This is a genomic window from Desulfobacula sp. (assembly GCF_030145145.1).
Lineage (GTDB): Bacteria > Desulfobacterota > Desulfobacteria > Desulfobacterales > Desulfobacteraceae > Desulfobacula.
Genome location: NZ_JAQYWD010000022.1, coordinates 24,956 through 43,288 on the forward strand (window position 1 = coordinate 24,956; position 18,333 = coordinate 43,288).

Sequence of the window (18,333 nt, forward strand, 5' to 3'; positions counted from 1 at the left end):
TTGTTTATCTATCGTAATTATTATATAATCAACAGACGTGTATATACCCATTGACCTGGTAGAAATAATACTTAACAAGAAGGCTTTGTCAAAGAAAATTATGGCTATCAGTTAAAAATCGGAGGCTTAAATTGTATTCTAAAATAATTATACTGAATTTCCCTGCAGAAGTTGCCCAAAAAGCACTGGTCTGTCAATTAACAAAAAAATATGATCTTTTGTTTAATATCCTGAGTGCCAAAATATCCAATAAAAAAGAAGGCTATATGGTTATGGAAATTTCATCAGATTCCAAAACCGCATTCAAAAAAGGGGTGGGTTTCCTGAAAGACCAGGGTGTTTCAGTTTCCAGTCCGGAACATCAAATCTATAAAGATGAGGAAATCTGCACCCATTGTGGTGCCTGCACAGCGGTTTGTCCGACGGACGCGCTGTATATCAAACGACCTGAAATGGAAGTGATCTTTGATAAAGACAAGTGCAGTGTGTGCGAGTTGTGTGTGGTGACCTGCCCCACAAGGGCCATGGGATTGTTCTCAGACATCACCCAAGAAGTTGTCGGATGAAATGCCCGGTTATTGCGGTTGCATTAAGTGGTGGTGTTGATTCCCTTGTTTCGGGCTTTCGCCTGAAACAGAAATATAGTCATATTTTTGGCCTGCATTTCACAACCGGATATGAACGAGAGCCGGTAGATCTTGACCTGCTCGAGAAACAGTTGGGGTTTCCGGTTACCGGTATTGATCTTTCCGACGCGTTTGAACGAAAGGTGGTGGCGTATTTTATCCAGACCTATCTTGAAGGAAAAACCCCAAACCCCTGTATTGTCTGCAACAAAGAAATAAAATTCGGTGAACTGCTCAGGCAGGCCCGGAAAATGGGGGCGGATTTTCTGGCCACAGGGCACTATGCCACCGTCATCAACTCCATTTCTTGTCCAGACAAAAAAATATCCCATTGCTATCTTGAAAAAGGGACGGACCCGTTAAAAGACCAGAGCTACTTTCTTTCCCTGTTGTCCTCTGACCAACTGAAACACATCATTTTGCCCCTGGCAGGCATGACAAAAGAGGCGGTAAGGCAATTTGCCGATGCACACCATCTTACCCCCTGTCACCCCAGTGAAAGCCAGGATATCTGTTTTATACATGACAACAATTTTCCGGGTTTTATTCTTCAAAAAAAACGCCTTTCTCCGATACCCGGTAATATTATCGACCCGAATGGAAAAATAGTGGGTCGCCACAAGGGGCTTCATAAATTTACCATTGGACAAAGACGCGGCATCGACTGTCCTGCAAGTGAACCCTATTATGTTCAACAGATTGATGTTAAAAACAATCTGTTGAAAGTCTGCTTTAAACGAGATCTGTCCGGCAAAGCATTCACCATCCGTCACATCAATTGGAATTTTTCAGATCAAAAAATCATCCCTGATATTATGACGAAAATTAGATACAGTCACAAGGGTGCCTTATCCACCCTTTATTTGAACGGATCTTCAGGAAAAGTGGTATTTGATGAACCTCAAAATGCCATTACACCCGGTCAGACGGCTGTATTTTATAAAGATACCCGGGTGTTGGGAGCGGGCATGATACAATGAAAACATTTTATATCACAACCTTAGGGTGCAAAGTCAATCAATATGAAAGTGATGGCATTGCATTGAGCCTTGAACGACAGGGCTGGGTAAAAGGCAAAAAAAAAGAACTGTCAGATGTTTGCATTATCAACACCTGCGCGGTCACATCCAAGGCGGGTATGCAGTCAAGGCAGGCCATTCGTAAAGCGATCAGGGAAAATCCAGATGCCACCATTATTGCCACGGGATGCCATGCCCAGACCGACCCTGACCAAATACGAAAAATTGTCCAGATGGCCCAGCAGGGCCAGATCATCTGCCATAAAGACAAAACTCAAATTCCAAGCCATATTACTGCTCTTTGTGAAAACACATCCCCCCTGAGGTTTCAAAAAACCGATCACAGCAACACAAATACCTTTCACAGCTTTGATACGGCGGTAAAAGGCGATATGACACGGGCATATCTTAAGATACAGGATGGGTGTAATGCATTTTGCACCTATTGTATTGTGCCCTATGCCAGGGGATCTTCAGTGAGCATGCCGGAAAAACAGGTGTTTCATCATTTAAACGAGCTGAATGATGCCGGATTCAAAGAGGTGATTCTTACCGGAATCCATGCGGGTATGTATGGCCTTGACCTTGAAAAAAAATCATCCCTGCTGCAATTGCTGGAAAAAATAAATGACCAGAAACCGGTACACCGGATCAGACTCAGTTCCATTGAACCCGGTGAGATCAATGAGGGGATTATAAATCTTGCCAGACCTGGAAATATTTTATGTGATCATTTCCATATTCCCCTGCAATCCGGGGATGATGATATCTTAAAAAAAATGAAACGGCCCTATGATGTCGCGTATTTTAAAGACATGATTCACAAACTTTATGACACCATACCCACTGTTGGCATTGGGGTGGATACATTAATCGGGTTCCCTTCAGAAACCGACAAACAGTTTGAAAATACCTATAAACTCATTGAAAGCCTTCCCATCTCCTATCTTCATGTTTTCCCCTTTTCTGCCAGGAAAGGAACTGCTGCCTATCATTTTGATCACAAGGTGGATGCCACGGTCATCAAGGACCGGTGTGCAAGAATGCGACGGCTTGACAAAACCAAGCGAAAGGCCTTTCTTGAAAGCAACCTGAACCGGACCCTCCAGGGCCTTGTCCAGCATACGGCTGACCCGGAAACCGGCCTGCTCAAGGCAGTGACATCCAACTATTTAACCGTCTTCCTGAACAATAGCCATGACCTTAAAGGAAAAATTGTTGATCTTATCCCTGAACAGTGTGATAGTCAGATGAACCCTATGGGAAAAATCATAGCAGAATCATAAAATAGTGGAGATGTACACAATGGAAGATATTTACAAACAACTGGCCATCCACCTTGATAACACGCCCAGTGGTTTTCCGGCAACTGAATCAGGGGTTGAACTGAGGATTTTAAAACAGCTGTTCACAAAGGAAGAGGCAACCCTTGCCCTGTCCCTTGTCTTGATGCTTGAAACGGCTGAAGCCATCGGCCAAAGAGCCCAAAAAGACCCCAAAGAGATTGAGCCCCTGCTCATTGAAATGGGTAAAAAAGGATTGATTATCCATGTGCACAGAAATGGGGTGAACACCTTCATGCTTCTCCATTTTGTCGTCGGGATATGGGAATACCAGGTCAACCGACTTACCCGGGAACTGATCAAGGATTTTAATGAATATGTTCCCCACCTGATCAAAAGCCAGTATCAAAACAAAACCCAGCAGTTGCGGGTCGTACCGGTTGCCAAGGCCGTCAACACAGAGCTGAATATCATGGATTATGAACAAGTTGAAAACATTATCAAATCTCAATCCAAAATTCTTGTGGCTCCCTGCATCTGCAGGCGAGAACACGCCATGGTAGGCAAGGGCTGCGGGAAACTCAGTGAATCCTGTTTGATTTTTGGTGGGGGGGCCTATATTTATGAAAGCCGGGGGATTGGCCGAACCATTTCCCAGGAAGAGGCATTGAATATTGTCAAAGAAGGGGTTAAACAAGGCCTTGTTCCCCAGCCATCCAATGCAAAAAAACCGTTAAATATCTGTCTTTGCTGCAGTTGCTGCTGCCAGATCCTGAAAAACATAAAAGAATTTGAGGCACCGGCCAAAATCGTCAGTTCCAATTTCCAGGCCAGGGTCGATGAAGAGGAATGTACAGGATGCCAGGCCTGTGAAGAGATCTGTCCCATGGATGCCATAGAAATGGATGAAAAGAAAATAGTTGCCAGGGTCGACTTAAACCGGTGTATTGGATGCGGGCTGTGTGTCACTGCCTGTGAGTTTGATGCAGTGTCTCTCAAAGACAAGTCGGAAACGGAACGGATAGAACCCCCGGCAAACCTGGTAGAAACCTACATGAACATTGCCATGGAAAAAGGCCTTTTTTAACCGCCCGGGTCCCTTAGATTCCCCGTTCTTTTTTTATACTGTCATAGGCTTCCTGGATTTCTTTAAATTTATCATTGGCAAATTTGATAAACTCTTCAGGAAGCCCTTTGGCTTCAATTTTGTCCGGATGGTATTCGGTAACAAGCTTTCGATACTGTTTTTTTATCTCTTCGTTGGATGAGGTCTCATCACATTTCAACACACTATAATATTTATTGGTCTCTCTAACATACTTTGATTTAAGCCGTGCAAAGCTTGACGGGGAATAATTAAAAATCCGTGTGGCGGATAAGAGCATGAATTCTTCTTTACTTGAAATACCGCCGTCTGCAGCAGACACCCTTAAAAGGATATCCATCATCAGCTCAATGATCTGGGGTTGGGTCTTAAATACCGAATAAAACTGGATGGCGAATGCATCAAAACTTTCCGTAGAATTGATTGCCTGTCTGAAAATATTAATTGCCATCTGTTGACTGTTGACATCCAGTTGAAGATCCCGTTTCATAAACGTATCAATGGCAGAAATTTCATCTTCAGATATGGTACCGTCTGCCTTGGAAATTTTGGCCAGCATGGAAAACGCGGCCGTGAAAAAAACAAGCTGGGCCTCCTCATTTGAAGAGAGTGACACCTGTGCTCCAGGTCTTGAAGAAAGATAGACCTGCTCTTGTTTATCCACAAATGCATGGCCGAATGCCGCACCTGCAACAGCACCCAAAGGACCACCCAAGGCGAAACCGATGGTTCCCCCGATCATTTTGCCCAGCCAGCTCATTTAGTTTCCTTTCAAAAAAAAATCAAATTCCTTGTTTCATTTTCAAAGATTATATATATACACGAATGCGTTGTGCGTCAAACGATTAACCCAACAAAATTGAGTGTTATGCTGCTTAAAAAAATTATTGGACTGACTATCATTCTTCTTAATATAGCAGGTTTTGGATTTTTACTCTATAGCGCAGGCAGGATACTAAAGGATAAATATCTATCCAAAAAACACATCATCAAAAGTCGACAACCCCCTGGCAAAAAAAAAGAACCTAAAATTGTAAATGATGATATAATACCGGACGAAGATGATTTGTTAAAGGATATGGATTTATCAGATCTGGACAATATAAAATTTGATGACTTTGAATAAAGGAAGATAAAAAATGAATACCCGATATTTGCTTTTCCCTTTTGCAGTGGCAACCCTTTTGATGCTTACCGGATGTGGTGCTGCAGTGGTTGGTGGTGCGGCCTATGGGGGGTATAAAGGAGCGACAGACAAACGATCCATTGGTACCATGGTGGATGATTCGGTTATCTCCACAACCGTTAAATCCAAAATGATCGCTGATGAATTTATCAAAGCCCGACATATTGATGTAGATGTACTGAATGGTGTGGTCTACCTGATCGGCGTGGTTGACTCTTCATTTCAACGAAGAATGGCAGCAGATATCGCCCGGGGAGTTGAGGGGGTAAGGCGCGTTGAAAACCAGCTCGTTATCGGTGAAACCAGTGCTGGAAAGCTTTTCGATGATACGTTTTTGACCAGTAAAATCAAAACAGAACTGTTAAAAACCCCGGATATCAGATCAACCAATATTGACGTCGATACCAACAATAATGTGGTCACATTGACGGGTATTGTTAAATCTCAAATGGAAAAAGACAAGATCCTGAATATTGTGCGACGCGTGTCTGGAGACCGGAAGATTGTTGACAATTTGACCCTGGGCAACTAAAGTTTAATTTTTCAGCCAGGGTTTCTTTTTCTTTTGTTTTTCTTTAACCGGGGCGCATCGGGTTTCACTGGCACCCTTGCCCAACAGGTCGTCCACCCGGGCAAAAAAGGAAGGATCAGAAGAGGTATTATAGTCATCCGAAAGTTTGATCAGTACCGGTGGTTTATCCTCTAATTCAATTTTTAAACACGCAGTACACTCCCCTGGGAATGCTTCAATAATGGACTTGAGTTTCTCCAGGATATCCGGCGGCGCATCCTGGGCGGGCAATTTGATCAATACGCCATTGGTCCACTCGGCAGAGGCCCGTTCAATGGGGACAATTTTTTCGGCCACAAGCTTTACACTGTTTTCTTTCTTTTGAACCTCTGCTTCAAGAATAACAATCTCCTCATTTTCCAGCAGGATGTGGGTTTTTGCATAAAGATTTGGGAATACCACAACTTCAATGCTGCCGGACTGGTCCTCAATGGCGGAGAATGCCATCATGTCCCCTTTTTTGGTTTTGTGAACCTTAAGGATTTTTAGAAATCCACCCATGCGGATCATTCGACCATCCGCTATATCCTGGATAGTGATGGAATTCACAGTGGTATACGTTTGAAGGGTCTGTTGGTATTTATCAAGGGGATGCCCGGTAACATAAAATCCCAGGGACTCTTTTTCCAGGGACAACAGCATGTTGTCATCCCATTCTTCAATATCCGGCAGCCTGGGCGTGCTCACGGGAAGTGCCGTTCCCATATTTGAATCTGCAAACAAATCCAGCTGAGCATCTGCTCGTTCCTTTTGCATTCGTGATCCATGCTCCAGCGCATCTTCTAAAACCGCCATCATCTGGCTGCGCCGGGTATGGGTTGAATCAAATGCACCACACTTGATCAGGGCTTCAAGGACTTTTTTATTTACCTTGCTGACATTCACCCGTTCACAAAAATCATACATACTTTCGTATTCAGGCGCTTCAGTTCTGGATTCAACAATGGAATCAATGGCGGCTTCACCGACATTCTTCACGGCTGCCAGACCGAACCGGATACACCCGTCAGACACGATAAAATGAGCATCACTCTTGTTCACATCCGGCGGCAGCACCTTTATGCCATGGCTCCGGCATTCATCCATATACTTAATCACTGCATCAGAATTATTTCTTTCACTGGTCATTAAGGCGGCAATAAACTCAAGGGCAAAATTGGCTTTTAAATAAGCGGTTTGATAGGCAATAAGGGCATATGCCGCACTATGGGATTTATTAAAACCGTACCCGCCAAACTTTTCCATTAAATCGAATAGTTCAGCTGCCTTTTTAAGATCATGATTGTTCTCTTTGGCCCCTTTGAGGAAAAGTTCACGATGGGCTTCCATCATGGCCACAATCTTTTTTCCCATGGCCTTTCGAAGCCCGTCTGCATCTGCCATTGAATAATTGGCCAGTACGCTGGCAATTTTCATGACCTGTTCCTGGTACAGAATCACCCCATAGGTTTCTTTTAATACCGGTTCCAGTTCCTCAAACAGGTACACCACTTCTTCCCGCCCATGTCTTCGTTCCACATAGGTGTCGGCCATGCCGCTGTCAAGGGGCCCGGGCCGATACAGGGCCACCAGGGCAACAATATCGGAAAAGCTTGCCGGTTTAAGTCTTAAAATCAAATCCTTCATGCCGGAACTTTCAAGCTGAAAAACGCCGGTAGTGTCTGCGTTCTGCAACAGCTCAAAGGTTTTGGCATCTGTGTAATCAAGGTTTAAAAGGTCTGGGGGTGTTTTCCCCTGCTTTTCGATCAACTCGATACAATTTTTGATAACCGTAAGGTTCCTCAACCCCAGGAAATCAAACTTGACCAGCCCCAGTTTTTCAACATAATTCATATCGAACTGGGTCACGGTCTCCCCCTCTTTACCTTTATACAAGGGGAGATATTCATTCAAGGGTTTATCTGAGACCACCACACCGGCTGCATGGGTGGATGCATGCCTTGGCAGTCCTTCTAACAGAAGGGCAACTTCAAGCATCTGGGTCTTTTCTTCGGATTCAGCACATTTTTCCCGGATCTTCGGGACGTCTTCAATGGCATGGGTGAGGTTTTTGGCATTATCCGGGATCATTTTTGCAATTTCATCCACCTCGGATAAAAGAACGCCAATGGCCCTTCCCACATCCCTGATGACCGCCTTGGCCTTCAGCCGCCCAAAGGTAATAATCTGGCAGACATACTCAGGACCGCCATACCGGTCTATGGTATATTTGTACACCTGATCCCGGCCCTCGATGCAAAAATCCACATCAATATCCGGCATGCTGATACGGGATGGATTCAAGAATCGTTCAAATATCAATCCATGTTCAATGGGGTCCAGTGCTGTAATTCCCATGGCATAGGCCACCATGGATCCGGCAGCAGAGCCCCTTCCAGGACCCACCGGTACATTTATTTTTTTTGAGTATTCGATAAAATCAGCAACAATCAAAAAATATCCGGGAAATCCCATGTCAAGAATGACACCGATTTCATAGGCAATTCGATCCCTGTAAGCCTGTTCGTCAATGTCCGGGTTTGATGCCTTGATGACTTTCAGCCGTTCTTCAAACCCTTCCATGGCCTTCTGCTGAAAAAGATCATCCTCAGACACGTCTTCAGACTGAGCGTATCGCGGGAAATGATAGGTTTTGTCATCAAATTCAACATTGCATCTATCGACCACTTTTCTTGTATTCTCAATGGCACCGGGATACTCGCCAAACGAGTGGATCATCTCCTGGGGAGACTTAAAATAGAGCTGGTCAGAGTCAAATTTAAACCGATTCTGATTGTTAACCGTATCCCCTGTCTGGATGCACAGCAGTATCTCATGGGCCTTGTCATCGCCCTTGGAAAGATAGTGACAGTCATTGGTGGCCACAATGGGAATGGACAGTCGCTGACTGATGTCAAGGATACCGGCGTTCACCTTGTGCTGAATATCCATTCCATTTTCCTGGACTTCCAGAAAGAAATTATCTTCACCAAAGGTGTTCTGGTAAAACCTGACAGCATCCTCTGCTGCATCCATTTTGTTCTGGAGAATATTCTTGGGGATATCCCCTTTAAGGCAGGCAGAAAGCCCGATCAACCCTTTTGAATGGTTGACCAGAAGGTCTTTATCAATCCTGGGTTTATAGTAAAAGCCCTTGAGTTGCGCAATGGAAACCAGTTTGCAAAGGTTGGCATATCCTTCACGATCCCTGGCCAGAAGAACCAAATGGCTCAATCCCTTGGCATCCATCTGGGTGCGGTCATTCAATGTCCGTGGTGCAACATAGACCTCGCATCCAATGACGGGTTTGATGGATTCTTTCCGGGCTTTTTCATAAAACTCAGCCACACCGAACATGGTACCGTGATCGGTCATGGATACGGCATCCATACCATATTCATGGCATTTCTTGAACAGGGAGTCCAGCCTTATGGCACCATCAAGAAGCGAATACTCGGTATGAAGATGAAGATGATAAAATGGTGACGTGATGTTGGTCATTCCTGTTAGCGACTCTCAACCCTGTAGTTTGGTGCTTCTTTGGTAATAATCACATCATGCACATGGCTTTCCTTCAGCCCTGCCGAACTGATTCGAATAAATTTTGCCTTTTTCTGCAGTTCATCAATGGTCGCGGCTCCCAGGTATCCCATACCGGCTTTAAGACCGCCGATCATCTGGGTAATGTTCTCTTTAATGGTTCCTCTGTAGGGGATTCTGCCAACAATCCCTTCGGGAACCAATTCGTCATCTTCGCCGGTATCTTTCTGATAATAGCGGTCTGAACTGCCTTTTTTCATGGCCTCAACAGACCCCATTCCCCTGTATGCCTTGTAGGACCGCCCCTGGTAGAGAACAATTTCACCCGGGCTTTCCTGGGTACCGGCCAGAAGTGTTCCCAGCATGACAGAATCCGCCCCTGCACCCAGGGCTTTTGCAATATCACCGGAAAATTTGATTCCCCCGTCAGCAATAATCGGAACACCGGTGGCCTTTGCAATTTCGTTACAATTCCGTATGGCTGTCAACTGAGGCACACCGACCCCGGCAACAATCCGGGTGGTGCAAATGGATCCCGGCCCGATACCGATTTTAACAGCATCCACGCCCGCATCTATTAAGGCTTTTGCCCCAGCCTCCATGGCCACATTTCCCGCAACAAGCTGGCAATCCGGAAAGGCCTGTTTAATTTTCTGGATGGCGTCAATGACATTTTGTGAATGGCCATGGGACGTATCAATGACCAGCGCATCTGCTCCTGCCCGCAACAATGCCTCTACCCGTTGCATCATATCAGACCCCACACCAATAGCGGCACCAGCCCTTAACCGGCCCAGAGAATCTTTGCAGGCATTGGGATATTTTTTAATTTTTTCAATATCTTTGATGGTGATCAACCCTTTGAGCTTGCCTTCTTTATCCACGACAAGGAGCTTCTCAATTCTATGCCGGTGCAACATGATCTTGGATTCTTCAAGGGTACATTTTTCCGGAACCGTCACAAGATTTTCAGTGGTCATCACTGCTCTGGCAGGTTTTTCCAACTGAGTCTCAAACCGTAGATCCCTATTGGTCACAATGCCGACAAGTTTATCCCCCTCGGTCACGGGAATACCTGAAATCCTGTATTTGGCCATAATATTTAATACTTCTGAAATAGACACATCCGGATGGATCGTAATAGGATCAACAATCATTCCGCTTTCTGATTTTTTAACCCGATCAACTTCAATGGCCTGCTCTTCAATACTCAGATTTCGGTGGATAAACCCCAACCCCCCTGCCCTGGCCATACTGATGGCGGTCAAGGCTTCGGTAACTGTATCCATGGCAGCACTGACAATGGGGATATTTAATTCAAGTCCTTTGGTCAAACGCGTGCGGGTCTGGACTGCATCCGGCAGGATGGCTGAATAATCGGGTAATAGAAGGACATCATCAAATGACAATCCTTCATCGGATAATATTTTAGACATAAGTTAACCTCCAGAAAGGGAAATGTTTATTGATACTATCAGACTGACAATTGAATGGGGTATTAAACCGCCAGCCCTATTTGAAAGCAAATGAGTATATAAACACGTACTCTTACCAAAAATCAGATTTTTTGGCAAGGTCAAATTCAGATCTTACTCCCATGATATTTCCGCATGGGCGGCAATGTCACGGGCTATGCTTTGAATCAGCTGTTTCAGGAATAATACTCGCTCTTTTTGATCTTTTTTTTCAGCGTGGGTTAAAGAAAAAAGGTGCTCAATCTCTTGCTTGAAAGAATGATACCGGCTGAACCGCTCATTTATTTTTTCTTTAAAATCCCTTGTGGCAGCCTCAATCAACGGCAAAAAATAGGTTGACCGCAAGCTTGTGTGGTAGTGTTCAAATTGATTTTTAAGCAATTTCTGGTTTTCTTTTTTTATTTTTACAGCAGCCCTTTTCAATCCTGGAGAAAATGAAAACCCACTCTTTTTATGAACAAAAGAAGACACGATCTGTGACACGGTGTGCAGCCCGAAATCGGTAAACACATTTGCCCTGATTCTGGGGGTGTATTTTGCCTCAAAAATGGCTGTGGGCAATTGAAGACCCAGTATTTTTTTTATCGTGTCAATATCAACAGCGTCAACAAGCGGAATGTTTTTCAATGTCAATTTTGACACGGATTCAAATTCGGAATAATGATCCGCTTTTAATAAATCAATCTGGTAGGAATCAAACAAAGACTGAAAATACGCGCTGATTCTTTCTTCCTGCTCCAAAACAATTTTTTTTAATTTCGGGGTAACCGCTTCAATCACATAGACGTCTAACTTGCGTTTAAACTCCTGAAACATCAAGTATAAAATCTGGTTAAATCCTGACTCTTTTGTATCCTTTCTGTAGGCTTCAATATCAATGGAAACCGTCTGGATATAGTTCCGGACATCTTTTAAAATACTTGCCTGATCCTGGACAAACGCTTTTTTAATATTTGCCGTTATCTCATCTTTCAGACCCCTGACAGCACCATCGGTGGAATTTGCCACAATGGATTCCAGGCGGGCGGCAGTTTGATGCAGATTCTCCAGCGTCTCCAGGGCCTTTTTTTCCTTTAATGTATCCGAGGACAACAAATCAAGAAAAATATTGGCTTGCCGATCCACCCGGGCAATGATAATGCCCAGGCGTTTCAAGTGATTTGAAATCAACAAATCATATCGATACTTATCCATCCCCTGTTTGAAGAAAGCGTTGAATTCCATTGTTTTCGCATCGCAGTATGCGACTATTTCCGTTTCTTTCTGCCAGAGTCTTAACTGACCTGTTTCCTTTTGGGATAATTTTGATTCACGCTTTAGGAACAGGTTGTACAGCGAAGAAAAGGAGAAAACCCTGGGGTGTATGTTTAAAAACCCAAGGTGATCATAAATACTGGTTTCAATTTTAAGCAGATCATCCAGGTCTTCATGTTCAGTTAAATCACAATTATTGATAAAAAGGATATTCTCCAGAAGCCCTAAATTTTTAATCCGGTTTAAAAACGTTATATCCGACTGCCTTAAACCGGTTCTAGAACTGATACAATAGACAATCAAATTGGCGGATTCCAAGTAGGTTAAAATCTTCGCCAACTGGTCAGGATCTGTTGAATCCGCTCCCTGGCAGTCGGCAATTTCAATGTTGGGATCCATTGCTTTGCCGAATACATCAAGACAGACATCCTTGATGTAAAAGGCATTATTCGGATCAGACGTATAGGTCTTGTGCTTGTCAAATTCTTTTGATTCGAAGCACAGGGTGGTTTCATCTGCCTGGACCAGGTGCTTACAGACGTCAAATCCTTGAAGCGCATATCGCATCAAAAGGGTTTCCGGCCTTATTTTATCATTTGTGACGGGAAAATCAGTAATCAGGGTTTGATATACTTTATTCAGATATTCCCGATCCTTTTTTCGTCTGATGTCGAAGGTATCAATGATGCCGGTCCCTGATCCGTCTTCGGGAAATGACAGCAGGGCTTTTTGGATTTGTGAATTAATGGTATCCCATGATTTAAAATAAAGATGGGCCTGGTTTTTTTTTCCTTTTCGAATTCGAGTGGTAATGGAGGTGATAACACCGGCACCTCTCTTCACCAGTTCCTTTCCAATCAATGCGTTGACAAACGTACTCTTCCCGGATTTAATGACACCGACAACGGCTATATTCAATCGTCCCGTCCGAATCTGCCCCGGTATTCTCCGGCAGATGGTTTTATACGCTCCAAATGAGGGATCACTCATTTGCGGCACTTCTTCAACCCGTTGAAGAAGGGTTAGCGTATCATCGACTATCTTTTCAAGGGAATCTAATGGGAGCGTCTTATTTGTCATCATCTGGGAGGGAAAGCATCATTATATCATCATCATTATATCATCATCATTATATCATCATCATTATATCATCATCATTGCTTTATCATATTTTAATTCAGTACTGGTGGAAAAAAGGATGTCTTCTGAGATGGGACAGGTCAGCCAGGCTGAATCATTCAATTCATTATCCAGTTGCATGGGGCCCCATCCTGCGCATCCCAGTATAATCATAAAAGATTCGGGCCCTTTTTGAAGGGCGATAGCCTCAAGGATATCCCTTGAATTGCTCAAGGCCAGCCAGTCTGAAATCTTCAAACTTTCATTCCAGTTAAAGGGAGATCCATGAAGGACAAATACCCCACTGGGCTGGACCGGCCCGCCCAAATAGATTTCTAATGTATCAACACTCTTGTCACATTTAATATTCAAATCTTCAAACAATTCTCTTCCGGTGAGAAGTGGATGCACTTTATTCACAATGAATCCCAGGGCGCCGGATTCATTATGCTCACACATGCAAGTCACTGTCTGGGAAAAATTGGGATCGGGAAGCCCGGGTATGGCCAGTAAAAAATGTCCTTTCATACTTTGCGAGATGTCATCCGTCATGAACCAGCTCCGTCATTTATATTGGTATTACAATTATAGTTTAGATCATTTTATTAAATGAGTAGTTTGAAATATTTTTGTTTGATTTGCAATAGTTTTTATTCCGTCTCTTTTCTTCCATACACATCATCAAACCGGACAATGTCATCCTCCCCCAGGTATGAACCGGATTGAACCTCAATGAGCTCCAGAGGAATTTTACCCGGATTCTCTAACCTGTGCAGTGTTCCCAGGGGGATATAGGTTGATTCATCTTCTTTCAGCAGCAGGGATTCTTCTCCTTTGGTGACCATTGCCGCACCCGATACCACGGTCCAGTGCTCTGCGCGATGATAATGCTTTTGCAGCGACAGTTTTGCCCCGGGTTTAACCGTAATGCGTTTTACCTGGAATCTGGGTTCAATATCAACGGTTTCATAACTGCCCCAGGGTCTGTAAACTTTCCGGTGAGTAACCGATTCCTCCCGTTTCAGATCCTTTAACTGCTTGACAATTTTTTTAACATCCTGGACCCGGTCTCTTGGGGAAACCAAAATAGCATCCTTTGTTTCCACGATAACAAATTTTTCAATTCCAACAGCCGCAATCAAGCTGCTTTCAGAATTAATATAAGAGTCTTTGACATCATGGAACAACACATCCCCTTTTATAACATTTTGGTTTTCATCCTTTTTACCCGTCTGCCACAGGGCATCAAATGAGCCCAGGTCATTCCATCCTGCCGCAAAGGGAATCACGATGCCGTTTGCGGTTTTTTCCATGACAGCATAATCAATGGAGTCAGAAGGAATGCGCTTAAACCCTTCAAGGCCCAACCGGAAAAAATCCAGATCCTGAACACCTTCGGCGATCACTTCTTTGCACATCATCATCATCTCCGGTGCATGGGTCTCAAGCTCCTTGATAATCGCAGATGCCCTGAACATAAACATTCCTGAGTTCCAGCAATACGAACCGGATTCCACATATTTCCGGGCAGTAAGAAGATCCGGTTTTTCAACAAATGTCGCTATTCTACAGGCGCCGGTATCCTTCTTGAGCACGTCTCCCTTTTTTATATACCCATATCCGGTTTCAGGAGACTCCGGGATAATGCCAAAGGTGATCAAATTGCCTTTTTCCGCATATTCCTGTCCCGTCTGTATGGCGATGTGAAAATCCGTCACCCGTTCAATGACATGATCTGCCGGTAATACCAGCAGCAGGGGATCTGTTTTGTTTTCCATTGCCTTTAATGCGGCAACCGCGATGGCAGGGGCCGTGTTTCTGCCCACAGGTTCCAGGATAATGGCATGGGGATCAATGTCTATTTGCCTTAATTGTTCCGCCGTCATAAACCGATGTTCTTCATTGCAGACAACAATGGGAGACCCCAACGCTTTAATTCCGTTGAGTCTTAATACCGTATTTTGCAACATGGTCTTGTCATTATACAGGTCAATCAGCTGTTTGGGATAAAGCTCTCTGGATAACGGCCAAAGTCTGGTTCCTGATCCGCCTGCAAGAATTACCGGAATAATCATCACTTCTCCTTGAATGGTTGTTTTTTTGCGGTAAACACATTAATGGTCAATCCATAATTTACAGGATAAGATTCAATTTCCTTAAGATGAAACCCTGTATCAATCAACCAGGTTTTTATTTTCTCTTTTTCAAATCCCAGCCATGACCCGCCCATGATTTTTTTTATTTTTTCCTGGTCATGTTTTTCAAAATCAGACAGAATAAAAATGCCTCCCGGTTTGAGAACCCTGTAGACCTCGGCAATGGGTAATTCTGGCTGGGAGATATGGTGTAACACCATATTCATTATGGCGGTGTCAATTTCTTTATTTTTCATGGGAAGATGTTCAAGTTCGCCCAGCCTTAACTCTGCATTGTCTTTCCCCGAAAGCCTTAACCGTGCCTGCTCCAGCATTTCAGGCGAACTGTCGATGCCAATAAGGGCATGGGATGCGTTTTTGGATAGTCTTTCCATGAGTTCGCCGGTTCCACAACCCAGATCTGAAATATTTCCATGAGCAGATACTTTTTCCAGCATCATGACATTCAGGTCAAAATTGCCCAGCACCTCTTTTTTCAACCGGTCCCACTGGGGTGCAACCGCTCTAAAGAACCGTTTTGTTCTGTTTTGACGAATCTTGATCATTTCCCGGGCTTTTTTCAAATCCTGCCCAGCAAGTTCTTTTCGTTCAATACCCTGATCCACCAAAGAAATAAACGTTCTTACCACATCATTTTTTGCAGCAGAATAGTAGATAAAACTACCGTCTTTCCGTGAGGTCAAAAGTCCTGATTCCATAAGAATTTTCAAATGTCTTGAAACACCCGACTGTATCATATCCACAACCAGAACAATTTCATTCACATTGAGTTCATACTGGTGCAATACATATAACAACCGAAGACGGGTTCTATCGGACAGCGCCTTAAAACATTTAATCAATTCCATTTAACAACGGCTTTTCATTGTTCATAATAGTGTTATTGCCTGCTTGAGGGTATGCGATCCCATCGCTTTGGGCCTTTTTTTCAACCGATTATTTTACGGTCAAGACGGGACAGTGAGCTTCAAGGATAACCATCTGGGCGGTAGATCCAAAAATCAACTTTCCAACCTTTGACCGACTGCGAACACCAATAATAATTTCATCAACCCGCTTTTCTTCGGCAAACTTAACGATATCCTCACCCGCCTCAAGCCCCCGGATCAGCAGGTGTGTCTCACTCTTAACACCGAGATCGTCAAAATAGGTTTTGGCCTGTTCAAGATTTTCTTCAACCTCAATAATTTTGAGCTTTTCGGTTTTATCGCCACCGACCATAGACGTTACTATCAGAATTTCACCATCAAAGGCTTTGGCATGTTTTACTGCGATATCCATCAAATCCCTACCCACATTGGTTCCCTTATATCCCACAAGAATTCTCATAGTTAACACCTCTTTTTTCGTAATTTGTAACACCACCCCTCAGCCATTGGTTGATAACTCAACTTTCGGGGTTGACCATTTGTGCTTGGGGTCAGACTTTCTTTATGGCACTTTTTACCTTCGGGTCATGAAACAGTGATAAAAAGCACAACAAAACAAGCCTGACCCCGTCCATGAAGCCGGAAGACCGAAAGTTGAATTGATAATATGATGAGTTTGCCCTTTTTTTCAATACATTTATGAAAAATCGAAAAAAAACCATAAAAAAGTATCGCATTCCCACAGCAATTAAAGACAATTATCCATCAGCAGAGGAAAGCTTTGGATGTTTAACGTAATGTTTCATTGGTACTGAAAACAGTGGTCTTACCGGCGCACTTTAAAACCTGAACATGGGCAAAAGATATGTCATGATCCAGGCGGATTAAAGACACTGCCCCGGTAAAAAGCCAATTTCTGGGCCATGGGCAGAAATGGTTCCAGGATCTTTTTTCGCTCGACATCGGTCAGGCGGTGATCATTCCTTCCGGCAACGGCCAGCTCGATGACTTCATCCGGCGTGCTGCAGCCGACAATGGCAAGGGTTATATCATAAGACAGGGCAAATCTGATTAATAGACCGGCCGTGATTCCCAAATCTTTTGCAATATAGTGTTTGGCACCCAGCACCTTCATGCCGATCACGGCAATCCCTTTTTTATGGGCAGCTGAAAGCGTACGCGTCAAAAAGCCTCCGATGATCTCTTCCACTGGATTAACCGGCATGAGTACCGCATCCACTGGCCATTGCTCAATCGCTTTGGCCAAGATCTCAGGATCATGGTGTCCGGTCACACCGATGTGTTTTACCAGGCCCATGTCTCTGGCTTCCAGAAATGCTTCCAGGGCCCCGCCTTTTTGTGAAATAAGCGCCAGATCTTTTTCAGTCCTCACATCGTGGATCTGCCACAGATCAAGATATGGCGTGTTCAATCGTTCCAGGGTCTGAGTCAAATCGGCCAGTGCACCAGCCCTTGTCCTGTCTGCAGACTTACTGGTATGAAAAATGGCCTCTCTTTTCTCCGGGTGATTTTTCCAGTATGCACCATAATAGACCTCACTGTCCATGTAGACTCTGGCTGAATCAAAATAGGTGATCCCCTGGTTTATAGCCGTTTTAATCACTTGCTGGGCCGCTTGTGCCTTCCCGGTTGTCCGAAGTACCCCTTCTCCGCCCAGACCCACCCGCGTAAGTGGTTTGGTGGCGTTTGGGAATACGATTTCATTCGCCATAAGATTCCTCCTGAATGGAATTATTTTTCTTAAAACACCTGAACCACAATTATACCCTGTTTTGTTGAAATTCACCCGGAAATAATCATTTTTTTTGGGGAACCGTCATCTTCTCAAGACCAAAATAATGCTTATGTTTGAATAGGTTTGAACAGGTTTAATAGGACGAATCCCTAAGATAGGAGAAGCTTTCATGAAGCAAAACATACATCATATTGAAAGGGTTATCCGTGTTGTCCTCGGACTTATTATTTTTTCCCTCGTTTTTGTGGGGCCCAAATCCTTATGGGGTCTGATAGGCATTTTGCCAATTCTGACGGGACTGAGCGGGTGGTGCCCGCCTTACCAGGTATTGGGGATCTCCACATGCAAGAAATAAATAAACACACAAACAAAAAAGCGGCGCCATTTTGACACCG

The 18,333-nt window shown here is 44.0% G+C and carries 16 protein-coding genes; 7 read left to right on the top strand and 9 right to left on the bottom strand.

What is annotated here, in order from left to right:
* Positions 1 to 131 precede the first annotated feature (131 nt).
* From Q1Q15_RS13620 to Q1Q15_RS13635, 4 genes are read left to right on the top strand one after another with little or no spacing between them, the layout of a single operon-like run.
* A complete protein-coding gene (locus tag Q1Q15_RS13620; RefSeq protein ID WP_300460845.1) occupies positions 132 to 566 on the top strand; it encodes a 4Fe-4S binding protein in 435 nt (144 codons plus the stop codon).
* On the top strand, positions 563 to 1,606 hold the full coding sequence (gene mnmA, locus Q1Q15_RS13625) for a tRNA 2-thiouridine(34) synthase MnmA (protein ID WP_300460848.1): 1,044 nt from the start codon (positions 563 to 565) through the stop codon (positions 1,604 to 1,606). Before Q1Q15_RS13620 ends, mnmA begins: the two co-directional genes overlap by 4 nt.
* The gene (gene mtaB / locus Q1Q15_RS13630) at positions 1,603 to 2,931 is read left to right on the top strand and encodes a tRNA (N(6)-L-threonylcarbamoyladenosine(37)-C(2))-methylthiotransferase MtaB (RefSeq protein ID WP_300460850.1); all 1,329 of its coding nucleotides are present in this window, start codon (positions 1,603 to 1,605) and stop codon (positions 2,929 to 2,931) included. The genes mnmA and mtaB overlap by 4 nt, the downstream gene beginning before the upstream one ends.
* A 19-nt stretch (positions 2,932 to 2,950) precedes the next feature.
* Positions 2,951 to 4,015, top strand: a complete 1,065-nt coding sequence (locus Q1Q15_RS13635; protein WP_300460853.1) for a 4Fe-4S binding protein — start codon at positions 2,951 to 2,953, stop codon at positions 4,013 to 4,015.
* Positions 4,016 to 4,028: 13 nt separating this feature from the next.
* Here Q1Q15_RS13635 and Q1Q15_RS13640 read toward each other — a convergent pair whose 3' ends face one another.
* Positions 4,029 to 4,793, bottom strand: coding sequence for a TerB family tellurite resistance protein (locus Q1Q15_RS13640; protein WP_300460856.1), 765 nt, complete (start codon positions 4,791 to 4,793; stop codon positions 4,029 to 4,031).
* Between the two features lie 108 nt (positions 4,794 to 4,901).
* Here Q1Q15_RS13640 and Q1Q15_RS13645 point away from each other — a divergent pair, with 108 nt between their 5' ends.
* Together Q1Q15_RS13645 and Q1Q15_RS13650 are read left to right on the top strand one after the other, a co-directional pair.
* A complete protein-coding gene (locus Q1Q15_RS13645) occupies positions 4,902 to 5,159 on the top strand; it encodes a hypothetical protein (RefSeq protein ID WP_300460858.1) in 258 nt (85 codons plus the stop codon).
* 13 nt (positions 5,160 to 5,172) lie between these two features.
* Entirely contained in the window at positions 5,173 to 5,751 is a 579-nt protein-coding gene (locus tag Q1Q15_RS13650; protein WP_300460861.1) for a BON domain-containing protein, read from the top strand.
* 3 nt (positions 5,752 to 5,754) lie between these two features.
* Here Q1Q15_RS13650 and dnaE read toward each other — a convergent pair whose 3' ends face one another.
* The 8 genes from dnaE to Q1Q15_RS13690 form a co-directional block, all read right to left on the bottom strand.
* Positions 5,755 to 9,270: a DNA polymerase III subunit alpha gene (dnaE, locus tag Q1Q15_RS13655; protein WP_300460864.1), complete on the bottom strand. Its 3,516-nt coding sequence runs from the start codon at positions 9,268 to 9,270 to the stop codon at positions 5,755 to 5,757.
* 5 nt (positions 9,271 to 9,275) lie between these two features.
* Complete coding sequence (gene guaB / locus Q1Q15_RS13660; protein ID WP_300460867.1) at positions 9,276 to 10,745, bottom strand: IMP dehydrogenase; 1,470 nt, start codon at positions 10,743 to 10,745, stop codon at positions 9,276 to 9,278.
* A 153-nt stretch (positions 10,746 to 10,898) separates the two neighbouring features.
* Positions 10,899 to 13,121 (bottom strand): dynamin family protein, encoded by a 2,223-nt coding sequence (locus Q1Q15_RS13665; RefSeq protein ID WP_300460870.1) that lies wholly within the window; start codon positions 13,119 to 13,121, stop codon positions 10,899 to 10,901.
* Positions 13,122 to 13,181: 60 nt separating this feature from the next.
* On the bottom strand, positions 13,182 to 13,709 hold the full coding sequence (locus tag Q1Q15_RS13670; protein ID WP_300460871.1) for a YqgE/AlgH family protein: 528 nt from the start codon (positions 13,707 to 13,709) through the stop codon (positions 13,182 to 13,184).
* A 98-nt stretch (positions 13,710 to 13,807) separates the two neighbouring features.
* A complete protein-coding gene (locus tag Q1Q15_RS13675; protein WP_300460874.1) occupies positions 13,808 to 15,232 on the bottom strand; it encodes a mannose-1-phosphate guanylyltransferase/mannose-6-phosphate isomerase in 1,425 nt (474 codons plus the stop codon).
* Positions 15,232 to 16,161: a metalloregulator ArsR/SmtB family transcription factor gene (locus Q1Q15_RS13680; protein WP_300460876.1), complete on the bottom strand. Its 930-nt coding sequence runs from the start codon at positions 16,159 to 16,161 to the stop codon at positions 15,232 to 15,234. Before Q1Q15_RS13680 ends, Q1Q15_RS13675 begins: the two co-directional genes overlap by 1 nt.
* Positions 16,162 to 16,249: 88 nt before the next feature.
* Positions 16,250 to 16,642 (bottom strand): universal stress protein, encoded by a 393-nt coding sequence (locus Q1Q15_RS13685; protein ID WP_300460878.1) that lies wholly within the window; start codon positions 16,640 to 16,642, stop codon positions 16,250 to 16,252.
* Positions 16,643 to 17,050: 408 nt separating this feature from the next.
* Positions 17,051 to 17,914: an aldo/keto reductase gene (locus Q1Q15_RS13690; protein WP_300460879.1), complete on the bottom strand. Its 864-nt coding sequence runs from the start codon at positions 17,912 to 17,914 to the stop codon at positions 17,051 to 17,053.
* 193 nt (positions 17,915 to 18,107) lie between these two features.
* On the opposite strand from Q1Q15_RS13690, the gene Q1Q15_RS13695 reads away from it, so the two are divergent.
* On the top strand, positions 18,108 to 18,293 hold the full coding sequence (locus Q1Q15_RS13695) for a DUF2892 domain-containing protein (RefSeq protein ID WP_300460882.1): 186 nt from the start codon (positions 18,108 to 18,110) through the stop codon (positions 18,291 to 18,293).
* Positions 18,294 to 18,333 lie beyond the last annotated feature (40 nt).

Coding starts and splice junctions, on each gene's coding strand:
- mnmA (WP_300460848.1), top strand. CDS start 563: ATGAAATGCCCGGTTATTGCGGTTGCATTAAGTGGTGGTGTTGATTCC.
- mtaB (WP_300460850.1), top strand. CDS start 1,603: ATGAAAACATTTTATATCACAACCTTAGGGTGCAAAGTCAATCAATAT.
- Q1Q15_RS13635 (WP_300460853.1), top strand. CDS start 2,951: ATGGAAGATATTTACAAACAACTGGCCATCCACCTTGATAACACGCCC.
- Q1Q15_RS13640 (WP_300460856.1), bottom strand. CDS start 4,793: ATGAGCTGGCTGGGCAAAATGATCGGGGGAACCATCGGTTTCGCCTTG.
- Q1Q15_RS13645 (WP_300460858.1), top strand. CDS start 4,902: ATGCTGCTTAAAAAAATTATTGGACTGACTATCATTCTTCTTAATATA.
- Q1Q15_RS13650 (WP_300460861.1), top strand. CDS start 5,173: ATGAATACCCGATATTTGCTTTTCCCTTTTGCAGTGGCAACCCTTTTG.
- dnaE (WP_300460864.1), bottom strand. CDS start 9,270: ATGACCAACATCACGTCACCATTTTATCATCTTCATCTTCATACCGAG.
- guaB (WP_300460867.1), bottom strand. CDS start 10,745: ATGTCTAAAATATTATCCGATGAAGGATTGTCATTTGATGATGTCCTT.
- Q1Q15_RS13665 (WP_300460870.1), bottom strand. CDS start 13,121: ATGATGACAAATAAGACGCTCCCATTAGATTCCCTTGAAAAGATAGTC.
- Q1Q15_RS13670 (WP_300460871.1), bottom strand. CDS start 13,709: ATGACGGATGACATCTCGCAAAGTATGAAAGGACATTTTTTACTGGCC.
- Q1Q15_RS13675 (WP_300460874.1), bottom strand. CDS start 15,232: ATGATTATTCCGGTAATTCTTGCAGGCGGATCAGGAACCAGACTTTGG.
- Q1Q15_RS13680 (WP_300460876.1), bottom strand. CDS start 16,161: ATGGAATTGATTAAATGTTTTAAGGCGCTGTCCGATAGAACCCGTCTT.
- Q1Q15_RS13685 (WP_300460878.1), bottom strand. CDS start 16,642: ATGAGAATTCTTGTGGGATATAAGGGAACCAATGTGGGTAGGGATTTG.
- Q1Q15_RS13690 (WP_300460879.1), bottom strand. CDS start 17,914: ATGGCGAATGAAATCGTATTCCCAAACGCCACCAAACCACTTACGCGG.
- Q1Q15_RS13695 (WP_300460882.1), top strand. CDS start 18,108: ATGAAGCAAAACATACATCATATTGAAAGGGTTATCCGTGTTGTCCTC.